This is a genomic window from Sphingobacterium spiritivorum ATCC 33861 (assembly GCF_000143765.1).
Classification (GTDB): Bacteria; Bacteroidota; Bacteroidia; order Sphingobacteriales; family Sphingobacteriaceae; genus Sphingobacterium; species Sphingobacterium spiritivorum.
This window is the reverse complement of the sequence record NZ_GL379772.1, coordinates 304,499-316,648: the sequence shown is the minus strand read 5'-3', so window position 1 is coordinate 316,648 and position 12,150 is coordinate 304,499. Positions and strand designations below refer to the sequence as shown.

The 12,150-nt window shown below is 40.8% G+C and carries 11 protein-coding genes and 1 riboswitch; of the genes, 6 read left to right on the top strand and 5 right to left on the bottom strand.

Features of this window, described 5'->3' with window-relative positions:
* Positions 1 to 7 precede the first annotated feature (7 nt).
* Genes kdpB through HMPREF0766_RS15825 form a run of 5 tightly spaced genes read left to right on the top strand, consistent with a single transcriptional unit; the run spans position 8 to position 6,710 of the window.
* A complete protein-coding gene (kdpB, locus tag HMPREF0766_RS15845; protein WP_002999373.1) occupies positions 8 to 2,032 on the top strand; it encodes a potassium-transporting ATPase subunit KdpB in 2,025 nt (674 codons plus the stop codon).
* Positions 2,033 to 2,084: 52 nt separating this feature from the next.
* Positions 2,085 to 2,651, top strand: a complete 567-nt coding sequence (locus HMPREF0766_RS15840; RefSeq protein WP_002999371.1) for a K(+)-transporting ATPase subunit C — start codon at positions 2,085 to 2,087, stop codon at positions 2,649 to 2,651.
* 37 nt (positions 2,652 to 2,688) lie between these two features.
* Positions 2,689 to 3,789 carry a porin gene (locus HMPREF0766_RS15835; RefSeq protein ID WP_002999369.1) on the top strand — a complete coding sequence of 367 codons (1,101 nt, stop codon included), beginning with the start codon at positions 2,689 to 2,691 and terminating at the stop codon, positions 3,787 to 3,789.
* Between the two features lie 34 nt (positions 3,790 to 3,823).
* Complete coding sequence (locus tag HMPREF0766_RS15830) at positions 3,824 to 4,948, top strand: sensor protein KdpD (RefSeq protein WP_002999367.1); 1,125 nt, start codon at positions 3,824 to 3,826, stop codon at positions 4,946 to 4,948.
* Between the two features lie 37 nt (positions 4,949 to 4,985).
* Entirely contained in the window at positions 4,986 to 6,710 is a 1,725-nt protein-coding gene (locus tag HMPREF0766_RS15825; protein ID WP_002999366.1) for an ATP-binding protein, read from the top strand.
* Between the two features lie 14 nt (positions 6,711 to 6,724).
* On the opposite strand, the gene HMPREF0766_RS15820 is transcribed toward HMPREF0766_RS15825, so the two are convergent.
* The 3 genes from HMPREF0766_RS15820 to HMPREF0766_RS15810 all read right to left on the bottom strand — a co-directional run bounded on the left by HMPREF0766_RS15820 (position 6,725) and on the right by HMPREF0766_RS15810 (position 9,477).
* Positions 6,725 to 8,032, bottom strand: a complete 1,308-nt coding sequence (locus HMPREF0766_RS15820) for a voltage-gated chloride channel family protein (RefSeq protein WP_201680366.1) — start codon at positions 8,030 to 8,032, stop codon at positions 6,725 to 6,727.
* Between the two features lie 29 nt (positions 8,033 to 8,061).
* A riboswitch (Fluoride riboswitch) is annotated at positions 8,062 to 8,129 on the bottom strand.
* A 334-nt stretch (positions 8,130 to 8,463) separates the two neighbouring features.
* The gene (locus tag HMPREF0766_RS15815; protein ID WP_002999360.1) at positions 8,464 to 8,745 is read right to left on the bottom strand and encodes a GNAT family N-acetyltransferase; all 282 of its coding nucleotides are present in this window, start codon (positions 8,743 to 8,745) and stop codon (positions 8,464 to 8,466) included.
* A 135-nt stretch (positions 8,746 to 8,880) separates the two neighbouring features.
* A complete protein-coding gene (locus HMPREF0766_RS15810; protein ID WP_002999358.1) occupies positions 8,881 to 9,477 on the bottom strand; it encodes a Crp/Fnr family transcriptional regulator in 597 nt (198 codons plus the stop codon).
* Positions 9,478 to 9,860: 383 nt separating this feature from the next.
* Between HMPREF0766_RS15810 and HMPREF0766_RS15805 the strand changes: the two genes are divergently transcribed.
* A complete protein-coding gene (locus HMPREF0766_RS15805) occupies positions 9,861 to 10,514 on the top strand; it encodes a MarR family winged helix-turn-helix transcriptional regulator (RefSeq protein WP_002999355.1) in 654 nt (217 codons plus the stop codon).
* On the opposite strand, the gene HMPREF0766_RS15800 is transcribed toward HMPREF0766_RS15805, so the two are convergent.
* Both HMPREF0766_RS15800 and HMPREF0766_RS15795 read right to left on the bottom strand, forming a co-directional pair.
* Positions 10,515 to 11,696: a lycopene cyclase family protein gene (locus tag HMPREF0766_RS15800; RefSeq protein WP_002999353.1), complete on the bottom strand. Its 1,182-nt coding sequence runs from the start codon at positions 11,694 to 11,696 to the stop codon at positions 10,515 to 10,517.
* Entirely contained in the window at positions 11,665 to 12,150 is a 486-nt protein-coding gene (locus HMPREF0766_RS15795; protein ID WP_002999350.1) for a sterol desaturase family protein, read from the bottom strand. The genes HMPREF0766_RS15800 and HMPREF0766_RS15795 overlap by 32 nt, the downstream gene beginning before the upstream one ends.

Genomic DNA, 12,150 nt, shown 5'->3' with positions numbered 1-12,150 from the left:
TATAAATATGAATAACAATATGAACTCAACTAATAAATCTTTGTTTCAAAAAGATCTGATGAAAGAAGCTTTTGCTCAATCTTTTGTCAAGCTCAATCCTAAGCTTATGTTTCGAAATCCGGTGATGTTCACTGTAGAAGTCGGTACGCTGGTGATGCTGGTTGTCACGGCCTGGACATTGAGCGGAGACCGTTCACAGGGTAGTTTTGGATATAATGCAACGGTGTTTGTGGTCTTATTTTTTACGCTTTTGTTTGCCAATTTTGCTGAAGCTATCGCTGAAGCAAGAGGAAAGGCACAGGCGGACAGTCTTCGCAAAACCCGTGAGGAGACTCCTGCAAAGCTGGATAATGGAACTACTGTCTCTTCTTCTTCACTGAGAAAGGGTGATATTTTTATCTGCGTGGCCGGAGACGTGATTCCGACCGACGGGGAGATTATTGAAGGACTTGCGACTATTGATGAAAGTGCTATCACCGGAGAATCTGCCCCTGTTATCCGGGAAGCTGGTGGTGATAAAAGCTCTGTAACCGGAGGTACCAAAGTCCTGTCGGATCATATCAAAGTACAGGTCACTACACAGCCCGGAGAAAGTTTTCTGGATAAAATGATCGCTTTGGTAGAAGGTGCAAGTCGCCAAAAGACACCGAATGAAATTGCACTGACGATATTGCTTGCAGGATTCACACTTGTATTTATTATTGTAACGGTGACATTGAAACCTTTTGCAGATTATGCAAATGTATCTATCACTATAGCTTCTTTTATTGCCCTGTTTGTGTGTCTTATCCCGACTACCATCGGAGGACTATTATCCGCCATCGGTATAGCCGGAATGGACAGAGCACTTCGTGCGAATGTCATCACCAAATCGGGTAAAGCGGTAGAAACTGCCGGAGATATTGATGTCCTGTTATTAGACAAAACAGGGACTATTACGATCGGTAACCGGAAAGCTACTCAGTTCTATGCAGCGGATGGAATAGAAGAGAAACAACTTATCCGGGCTGCGGTTCTCAGCTCTATGGCCGATGATACGCCTGAAGGAAAGTCTATTCTAGAACTGGCTAATCCGGATCCGTTGACACTGCAGATAAAAGATCCGCATTATATCAATTTTACTGCTGAAACAAGGACTTCGGGTGTGGATTTTACAGACACACGTATCCGTAAAGGTTCTACCGATGCGATCCGCAATATTGTGCTGAAAGCCGGCCATACCTTTCCTCAGGAAATTGAAGCACGCGTCACACAGATTTCCAGTAACGGAGGCACACCGCTGGTCGTATCCCAAAATGAAAAAGTAATGGGTGTAATAGAATTGCAGGATATCATAAAACCGGGAATACAGGAGCGCTTTGAGCGGCTGAGAAAGATGGGTATAAAGACTGTAATGGTGACCGGTGATAATCCGCTTACCGCAAAATTCATAGCAGAGAAAGCAGGCGTGGATGATTTTATCGCTGAAGCTAAGCCTGAGGATAAGATGAATTACATCAAACAGGAACAAGCTGAAGGACGGTTGGTCGCCATGATGGGAGACGGTACAAATGATGCTCCGGCTTTGGCACAGGCGGATGTCGGTGTAGCTATGAATAGCGGAACACAAGCTGCTAAGGAAGCCGGTAATATGGTTGATCTGGATAATGATCCCACCAAACTGATTGAGGTTGTGGAGATCGGTAAACAACTCCTGATGACGCGTGGTACATTGACAACGTTCTCCATTGCAAATGATGTGGCCAAATATTTTGCGATTATTCCGGCATTGTTTATCACCGCTATTCCGGCCTTACAGGGACTGAATATTATGCATTTGGGAAGCCCTCAGAGTGCTATTCTGTCTGCCGTGATCTTTAATGCAATCATTATTCCGGTATTGATCCCGTTGGCATTAAAAGGAGTGACTTATAAACCTATCGGAGCCTCAGCCTTATTGCGACGCAATCTGTTTCTGTATGGTTTTGGCGGGGTGCTTATTCCTTTCGTAGCCATCAAACTCATAGACCTGGTTGTATCTCTATTTATATAATATTGAGGTTCTATCATCATCGTTTCATAATACATTGATAAAGTTAATCATCATGAAAACACATATTCTACCAGCGATTAAGCTGACTTTAGGAACACTTATTCTATTCACTGTCCTTTATCCTGCACTTATCTGGGCTTTTGCTCAGGTCAGTCCTAATCAAGGTAAGGGTGAGATTATCAACTATAATGGCCATACCTATTACAGCAATATCGGCCAGTCATTCACGGAAGACCAGTATTTCTGGTCCCGTCCTTCTGCTGTTGATTATAATGCTTCCGGATCTGGAGCCAGCAACAAGGGGCCATCTAATAAAGAATATCTGCAGGTTGTCCAGACGCGTATAGATACTTTTATGCAACACAATCCCGGTATTAAAAAATCGGATATCCCGGTAGACCTGGTTACCGCAAGCGGAAGTGGTCTTGATCCGAATATGTCTGTACAGGCTGCTAAAGTACAGATTCAGCGGATAGCTGCAGTCAGAAATCTGGCGCTATCCGAAGTGGAACAGCTGGTGGATCAACAGACCGAAAAACCTTTGTGGGGACTATTCGGTCCGGAGAAAATCAATGTTCTAAAACTGAATATAGCTTTAGATCAACTGAGTAAAAAATAACTCTACCAACTGTTCTGACATAATACATCTATAACATATGAATACAACTCTAAAATTAATAGTTATGCTGACGGGCATTTGTCTCTCGGGGATAAGTGAGATGGTCTTTGCACAGACTAATGCGCAAACAAATCCACTGCGTTTCGGGGGGTACGCGGAAGTTTACTATACACAGGATTTTAACAAACCTGGTAATCATATCCGACCCGGGTTTTTATATAGTCACAACCGGTCTGATGAGATCAATCTGAATCTTGCCTATGTGAAAGCTTCTTATTCTGCAGATCGTGTACGGTCCAATCTGGCATTGGCTGCCGGGACGTATATGAGTGCAAACTATGCTGCAGAAAATGATGTTATGAAAAATGTATATGAAGCTAATGTGGGAGTGAGGCTTTCTGCAAAGCATGACCTGTGGATAGATGCCGGTATAATGCCTTCTCATCTGGGCTTTGAAAGTGCAGTGGGTAAAGATAACTGGGCATTGACTAGAAGTCTGTTTGCCGAGAATTCTCCTTACTTTGAAACAGGAGCGAAGATTACGTACACTACAGCAGACGGACGGTGGATGATGAGTGCGCTCATCCTGAACGGATGGCAGCGGATCAGACGGGTTGACGGAAATAACACGCTCTCTTTCGGACATCAGCTGACGTTCAAACCTATGGAGAGGTTGACTTTGAATAGCGGTTCATTTGTCGGAAATGATCAGGCTGACAGCATACGGCAGATGCGTTATTTTCATAATCTATATGCTATCTATCAGGTCAGCGAACGATTTGGGCTGACTGCCGGATTTGATATAGGTGCGCAACAGCAGAAGAAAGGATCAAAGGATTATGATGTGTGGTATACTCCTGTTTTGCTCGCGCGCTATGCTGCATCAGATAAGGTAAGTCTGACAGCAAGAGGTGAATATTATCAGGATAAGAAAACTGTGATCATTGCATCGGATTCCCCAAATGGATTTCAGACCTTTGGATATTCTGCCAATATAGATTATCATATTTTGTCTGATGTGATCTGGCGTACGGAGCTCAGAAATCTGAACAGTAAAGATGCTGTTTTTACAGACCGGAATCAGCGTATGACAGACAATAGCTTTACGGCAACCACTGCTTTGGCTATTAGTTTTTAACATATTTTGCAATAAAGTATATCAACTACCGGACATGGAAAGTGAAAGAATGAATGCAGAACATTTTCTCTCTCTGATCAGGAAATCAAAACAAGGGAAGTTTAAAATCTACATCGGTATGAGTGCCGGTGTAGGTAAGACTTACCGGATGTTGCAGGAAGCACATTCGCTGCTGCGAAATGGGATTGATGTAAAGATCGGCTATGTAGAAACACACAACAGGGTGGAAACGGTAGAACAATTAAAAGGTTTGCCAGTCATTGCACGACGTACTTCTTTCTATAAAGGCAAGGAACTTGAAGAAATGGATGTTCAGGCTGTTATTAATCTTCATCCGGAGGTCGTGATTGTAGATGAGCTGGCACATTCTAATATTGAAGGGAGTAAGAATGAAAAACGCTGGCAGGACGTGTTGGAAATCCTGGAGGTCGGCATTAGTGTGATCAGTGCAGTCAATATACAACATATTGAAAGTCTGAATGAGGAAATAAAGATGATAACTGGAATAGAGGTGAGAGAGCGCATACCCGACCGGATTATTGCACTGGCGGACGAAGTCGTTAATATTGATCTCACTGCGGAGGATCTGATCGCACGCCTGAAGGAAGGGAAAATATATCCATCTGATAAGATACAGGCTGCATTGAATAATTTTTTTCAAAGTGATCACATTCTTCAGCTCCGGCAGCTTGCACTGAAAGAAGTTGCAGGACATGTGGTGAGACAGGTAGACCATGTGCTGCATAAAGGGATGATGGTCAGACATGATCGTTTTCTGGCATGTATAGGGAGTGATGCGAAGAAAGCAAAGAATGTGATCCGGAAGACGGCACGTCTGGCAAGCTATTACGGCGGAGAGTGGTATGTCTTGTATGTGCAGACTCCCCGGGAAAGTGTGGATAAAATCGCTTTGGATAAACAGCGTTTGCTGATCAATAATTTTAAATTAGCAACCGAATTGGGCGGGCAGGTATTGCAGGTGAAAAGTAAACAAATCCCCAATGCTATTCTGGAGCAGGTGAGTAAAATGAATATTACGACCGTCTGTATAGGTAAGCCGAAGTTGACCTTATTTGGGATTATTCTGGCAACAGGAGTGTTCAATGAGTTGTTAAAAAAACTGTCATCAGCAGATATTGATTTAATTATTTTATCTTGACATCTGTTATGTCAGGGACTGAAAATATTTACAGGATATGAGAACTAAAGAAAAACTGACGTTTGGAGTAGGTGTTTTATTTCTTCTGATTGTGTTGCTTGCGGGAGTAAGTACCTATTATGTGAATAGCCTGAAGAAGGATACCAAGAATATTCTGCTCGCCAATTACAATACATTGGAATATGGGCGCAATATGTTGCTTGCGTTGGATAAACTGGATTCAGATCCGCAGGCTTTAACAGATTTTGAGAAAAACCTGCGGCTACAGCGGGCTAATGAAACTGAAAAAGGGGAGAAGGAAGCCACGGAACAAATCGTAGTTCATCTGGATGAATTGAAAAAAAATCCGCAAACTGCTAACCTTAAGGACTTGATCCGCGAAGATATTGCAGAGGTCATGCGTTTAAATATGGAAGCTATAGGACGTAAGAGTGATATTGCGAATGAAACGGCCGCTTCTGCTATCATCTGGATATCCGTGACGGGAGCGCTTTGTTTTCTGATTGCCTTTGTGCTGTTTGTAAATTTGCCTGGCAATATTGCCGATCCTATACGCGAACTCACCGGTAGTATCAGGCAGATAGCCGCTCAGAATTACAGCGAACGGGTACACTTCGAAGGGCATAGCGAATTCGGTGAGCTGGCCAGATCTTTCAATACCATGGCGCAGAAACTGGAGGAATATTCAAACAGTAAACTGGCCACTATCCTTAAAGAAAAAACAAGAATCGAAACACTTATCAATAATATGCACGATCCTGTCATTGGCATTGATGAACAGAAAAAAATATTATTTGCCAATCATGAGGCTCTTAAGGTTACAGGATTGGAATGGACTGCTATACAAGGCAGGCAAATACAGGATATTGCTGTGAGTAATGATCTTGTAAGACTGTTGATCAGAGATATGATGAATCCGGGACAGGGTTCTGCCGAACCGGTCAAAATAGCTGCTGACGGAAAACAACAATACTTCGAAAAGGAAATCATTGATATAAATGTTGTTCCGACAGGAGAACAGAATTCAGAGCTGATCGGCTATGTCATTATGCTGAAGAATATTACTCCTTTTAAAGAACTTGATTTTGCAAAGACCAATTTTATTGCTACTGTTTCACATGAGCTCAAAACGCCTATTTCTTCTATCAAAATGAGCCTTAATATTCTGGCACATGAACGTACCGGTACGCTGACAAATGAACAGCAGCAATTACTGGAAAGTATCGGAGATGATAGCGAAAGATTGCTGAAGATTACGTCCGAACTGTTAAATATGTCTCAGGTTGAAACAGGGAATATTCAGTTGAATATGCAGGCTAATGACCCTGTGGAAATTCTGAAATATGCGGTAGATACGACACGTATTCCGGCAGAACAGAAAGGATTGTCAATTATACAGCAGGTGCAGCCTGACCTTCCCTTTATACAGGTAGATGCCGAAAAAACGGCATGGGTGCTGACTAATTTTATTACCAATGCTATTCGCTATTCTTCGGACCATAACGAAATCATTGTGTCACTATACAAAGAGCAGGACAGGTTGGTCTTTGCTGTACAGGATTTTGGTCGCGGAATTGATTCCAGATATCAGGAGCGTATATTCGAACGTTACTTTCAGATTCCGGGAAGCGCCAAATCGGGTACGGGACTAGGGTTGGCTATCAGCAAGGATTTTATAGAAAATCAGTCCGGAAAAATAGGAGTGGAGAGTAAGCCGGGTTTAGGAAGTACATTCTATTTCTCATTTCCTGTCGAAAGTTAGTTTGTGAGCAGGTGTCACAGATCATTAATCCGTCTTCCTGTCAGCGCAGAGAATCTTTTGTTTTTAGGTTCACCTATCATCTGCTTTCCGTAAATACTTGTGTTTCCGGAAAACAGGTAGGCCAGTATGCAGGCAATGGCGATATAGACTGCAGCCTGAGCGCCGAACAGTTCTATTCCCATGATACTGCAGGCCAGTGGCGTATTAGTGGCACCGGAAAATACAGCAACAAATCCCATTCCGGCTAATAAACCTAAGGGCAGCGGAATAAATAAAGATAGAGCACTTCCCAGAGTTGCTCCGATAAAGAAGAGTGGAGTAACTTCACCTCCTTTGAATCCTGCAGCTAATGTGAGGATCGTAAAAACCATTTTCAATGCGAAATCATAGGGTTGAGCTGTTTGCTGAAAAGAGGCCTCTATGCCCGGGATACCAAGTCCTATGTAGGCTGTAGTGCCGATACACCAGACAGCTGCCGCTACTATTATCCCACCGATAAAAGGGCGTAATGGCGGGTAACTGATATAAGATTTGAAAAGCTGGGCAGTTCGCTTCAATGTCCGACTGAATACAGTTGCACATAGCCCGAAAAGAATCCCGGCAAATACGGCTAGTGTAATGTGCCAGAATGTAAGTTCCGGAACGATGTCTATATGGTAATGGGTATGATGTGCATTCCACAGTTTAGTAATAAGATCAGCACAGATCGCAGAAGCAAATGCCGGAAAAATAGCATTATAACGAAGTCGTCCGATAAGGAAAAATTCCATTCCGAATATTGCTCCGGCGAGCGGAGTACCGAATACAGAACCAAACCCTGCTGCAACAGCTGCAATAATTAATATTTTTCGTTCTTCGGCGTTGAGTCTGAATCGTTTGCTGAACTGATCAGCAATGGCTCCTGCCATTTGCAGTGCTGTACCTTCTCTGCCTGCTGATCCACCGAATAAATGTGTAATAATGGTACCTAAATAGACAAAAGGAGCCATTTTAAAAGGGATAGTTTGTTCCGGTTTATGAATGGTATCAATCAATAGATTATTACCGGCTTCTACATCTTTACCCCAATAATAGTACAGTAATCCTACAGACAAGCCACCGACAGGAAGCAGGGCGATGATCCATTTGTGCTCCTCCCGATAATTAGTCACCCATTCCAGTGAAATAAGAAACCCTGCGGAAGCGGATCCTATGCATATCCCCAGAATAAGACTGATAAATACCCATTTAAGAATATAAGGCATTGTCGGATAGTTCCGAAAGAATAATCGGGTCCGGATCTGAGTTTTTTGACGAATGGATTTTGGTTGTTTCGTAAGCATAATTATTCCTGATTAAATAGTTTAACATTTATCAATCAGGCGTCATCAGCTTGCTAAAGCGGTTTGGTTAAGGAAGAACACCATTTCCTTTTTAATTGTCTGTGAGCAAATCTAAGAACTATCTTTCAGGAATACAAGATATGTATTTGTTTTTACAGGTAATAAGATGGTATAGTACCTGCAGACTAAACTCTCCTCCTGATAAAATCGGGATTTCTCCTTAAAAAGGAGAGAAAAAGGCCTTGCATTCTAGTTTTCTCTCCCTTTCAGAAAGTGCGGTTAATTTGGGATACATAGACAGTGAAAAAGTCTTTGCTTCAATGTTGCTGCTCAGGACAGCAGCAAATGTGTAATCAATACTGATACAAATACGGCATAACAACTCCTGCGTCAGTTGGCGTCCCCGCCAACTGTTATCCAGCCGCTCTGTATTAAAATAATACGTCTTTTATCTCCGGTGACTTGTCAAATACCGATTTGGCAAATGGACACAAGGGTAATATTTTGATATGGTTGGTACGGGCAAAATCAACTATTTCCAACACAATTTTTTTCCCAATAGATTGCCCTCTGTATTCATCGTTTACATCTGTATGATCAATAATGATTTTGGTTTCACCGGCATAGGTATAAGTGATTCGTCCTGCTTCGATATCCTGATCCATCATTGAAAAGTATCCTTTTTGTCCTTCCTGTACGTGTTTGATTTCCATTTTTTTTATGTTTTTATAAGTTACTGATCTGTATTGCAAACCTTCTACTGATAACAACCATCAGTTTTTGGTTTTGTTTTGTAGGACAAAGCTATTGCTTCAGGAAGAAGTAAACATTGATGCATGATAAGAAAATCACAAAGGTTTGAAATTTCGGGTAGCCAGATCTTTCCGTACGCGACTCAGACTTTCAGGCGTTATTCCGAGGTAGGAAGCAATGAGCGTCTGTGGAACGCGAAGTGTAAGGCTGGGATATATTTTGATAAAATCAAGATACCTTTCCTCTGCAGTAGCGCTAAGTAATAGTGTAATCCTCTTTTGTAAATGACGGATATGATTATGCAGATTCTTATTGTTGAATTCCAGAAATGAGGGGTTATCCTGTGAAAGTTTTATAATAAATTCTTCCTCTATAAGCATGACCTTGCTGTCTTCAAGTGCCTGGATGTAATAATGGGATGGAAGACCGAAATATACACTTCCTCTGTCCGATACAAACCAATTTTCCGGAGCAAACTGAAGGATGTGTTCTTTGCCTTTTTCATCTATGGAATATTGTTTAAGCAGCCCCTGTTCTACAAAATAGGTGTATTTACCAACCTCACCTTCCCGAAGAAGATAATTTCCTTTTTTGACGGCTACAGTGCGGCAATGGGATACCAGTTGTTCGACACTTGCTGTATCTATTTCAATGTTAGAAGTCAGGTAGCTTACAAAAGAAAAATTGTTCATGCGTCAATAGATGTTTATGATTTAAACTTAGACATTTTTTTTAGATCTTAATAAACCTGATAAGAGTTTAGTGAAAAATGGATGTTTAAATAGATATACATTTATCTATAAATATAGTCTGTTTAAAAACTAAATGTTACAGGTTTAGACAAGTTATACTTAAAATTGATTCTATTTTTTAATATGAATGTTTGATTTCTATTTTTTGTTTCAAAGGGATGTTTATATTGATTTTTTTTAAGGTGTTTATTTTCAGTTATTTATTATCTTTTGCTGTATTGTCTTAATGAATTGTATAAAACAGAAAGATTTAAAAAAATAAAAGTATGTTTACAACCTATTATTATTTAATTTTGAGTACTATAATTTAGCAAATAATGTCTATGATACCTAAGAACTTGTTGATTCAGGTCATCGATCAACTGGATGAATATTGTGCACAATATCCTGAAGATCTTACATATGAAGGATTTGCATCTTTTGTACATGTGAACCGTCTTTCTCAAAATACAGTTACCCGACAGGTGGGGGGGGACTATGTGCCCATTATGGAACGTGATATGCCAGCTGAAGATATCGGAAAACTATTGGTCATGTTGTACAGATATGCCAAAAATTATATAAAAATAGCATTTGCGGGTACGCCCTTGCAGACTCCTGAAGAATTCACCTATCTGATGGTTCTGTTTACCTATGACAAATTACCGCAATCGGAATTGATCCGTAAGAATATTATGGAAAAAGCCTCCGGTAATGAAGTGATCAAGAGACTGATGCGGATGGGAATGATCATGGAAGCTGAGCGATCCGGTGATAAGCGATCCAAACCGATTTCGATTTCTCCTATGGGACGGAAAGTGCTTATTGATATGCTGCCTAAGATGAGAATGGTGGGAAATGTCGTGTCCGGGAATCTTAATCAAACAGAACGCCAGCTGCTGATTTATCTGCTGGCCAAACTGGATCATTATCACCATGATCAGTACGGACATAAAGACAAGCAGGAGCTTGAAGATTATCTACACAAAGACAAGTAACTATGCTTTTACTCCAAAAAGCTCTTTAAGAGCATACAGTGAAAAAAGGAAAATCGGCAACTTGACGAAAAGTTTTAATTCTTCCAAAAAGGAAGTGTCGTTATTAAGAAAGCGAAAAACCCGGGCGGCATCATTTCGCTGAAACATACTGAATAAAATACGATGGCCTTTTTCAGGCTGATCTTTTAGGATACGTAATAATATGCAGTCATAAAAATGGAACCTGTCAAACGTTGAAGATAAAGCGTATTGATCCAGGGTTTCATTTTTGAGATGTTTAAGTATCTGCCCGATCTGCTTCTGTATAAAGTAAAAAGTATAACCAGTAGAAGCCTTACTGCATCCTGCAGCAGTACCGAGATATATAATATTTCCCTTACGTTTGGGAAAACGATATGAAGTCATCGGGATTTTGCCTTCTTCCGTTTTCGTTATTTCATAGTGATTACGGCCAATGTGCTGATCCAGATATTGTCTTAAATTTCTTTCAAAATACTCAGGAGGTTGTAAAATAGGTGTAAATAAGGTGTATTCTATCAGAGCGTTATTCGTAGCGGAAGGTAATGTATAAAAAAAAGCAACATGATTCTTTTGTTCGCCTCTGAAATCCATAATATCTGCTACCTCCTCATCGAAAGCCGCGAAATCAGTTTTAACAAAATAACCCTGAAATTGTTGCCAGAGTGTATTGACATTTGATTGCTTTAGCATATCCGGATCAAAGCGGCTGTCAAATACATAGTTGGTCATGAATCTGCCGGATTTTGTTATTACTATAAGCTCTTCTGCTTTAGATTGCATAATATCGGTTACATCATCCGTGTGCATTGTGATTTGAGGATGCGACTGAATGATATTAAAACAATAGGATCTGAAATCTTCTGAGGATACAGACTTGTATGTAAAGGGATTTGTAGGACTGATAATCTGTTTTTCATCCACATATAACCTTAGTTTCTGCCAGCGTGTATTACATAAGAAGTCAAAATTACCATGATGTTCCTCCCAGAATGACCATGTTCTGTTGGCGTAATCTTCAAAGCTGCGGTCTATCAGTAATAATTTTTTACCTGTGGAAATGAGGTAATCCTTTAGCGCTGTGACAAGACTAAGGCCGGAGAGACCGGCACCTATCACAATATAATCAAAGCTATTTTTGTGGGCTTCGGTTTCTTTCATCATCTGCCTTAATCTTATTTCTATACTTTTTTTCTACCCACAAAAATCCAAATGATTCACCGGGATCAGCATTTAAGTGCTTATGATGCATCTTGTGTCCCCATCTCATCGCTCTAATATAACTGTTTTTGGAATTTCTGAGCCATTTGATACGTTGATGGATAATAATATCATGTACGAGAAAATAAGCAATCCCATATAATAGAATTCCTGCAGCCACATAACTCAGCCACGGAGTATCAGTTGAATTTCCGCGTTCAAAGAGGATAATACAGGGTACGGCAAAGATCACCGCAAACCAGTCATTCTTTTCTAATGCTCCGGGAGTCGTCTGGTGATGGTCTTTGTGAAGGAACCATAAGAAACCGTGCATTACATAGCGATGTGTCAGCCAGGTAATGACTTCCATTAGACAGAATGTAAAGAGTGTAAGAAGAATACCCAGAATCCAGTGCAT

Coding starts and splice junctions, on each gene's coding strand:
- HMPREF0766_RS15815 (WP_002999360.1), bottom strand. CDS start 8,745: ATGGAAATCAAACACGTACAGGAAGGACAAAAAGGATACTTTTCAATG.
- HMPREF0766_RS15810 (WP_002999358.1), bottom strand. CDS start 9,477: ATGAACAATTTTTCTTTTGTAAGCTACCTGACTTCTAACATTGAAATA.
- HMPREF0766_RS15800 (WP_002999353.1), bottom strand. CDS start 11,696: ATGATGAAAGAAACCGAAGCCCACAAAAATAGCTTTGATTATATTGTG.
- HMPREF0766_RS15805 (WP_002999355.1), top strand. CDS start 9,861: ATGATACCTAAGAACTTGTTGATTCAGGTCATCGATCAACTGGATGAA.
- HMPREF0766_RS15840 (WP_002999371.1), top strand. CDS start 2,085: ATGAAAACACATATTCTACCAGCGATTAAGCTGACTTTAGGAACACTT.
- HMPREF0766_RS15830 (WP_002999367.1), top strand. CDS start 3,824: ATGGAAAGTGAAAGAATGAATGCAGAACATTTTCTCTCTCTGATCAGG.
- kdpB (WP_002999373.1), top strand. CDS start 8: ATGAATAACAATATGAACTCAACTAATAAATCTTTGTTTCAAAAAGAT.
- HMPREF0766_RS15835 (WP_002999369.1), top strand. CDS start 2,689: ATGAATACAACTCTAAAATTAATAGTTATGCTGACGGGCATTTGTCTC.
- HMPREF0766_RS15825 (WP_002999366.1), top strand. CDS start 4,986: ATGAGAACTAAAGAAAAACTGACGTTTGGAGTAGGTGTTTTATTTCTT.
- HMPREF0766_RS15795 (WP_002999350.1), bottom strand. CDS start 12,150: ATGCACTGGATTCTGGGTATTCTTCTTACACTCTTTACATTCTGTCTA.
- HMPREF0766_RS15820 (WP_201680366.1), bottom strand. CDS start 8,032: ATGCTTACGAAACAACCAAAATCCATTCGTCAAAAAACTCAGATCCGG.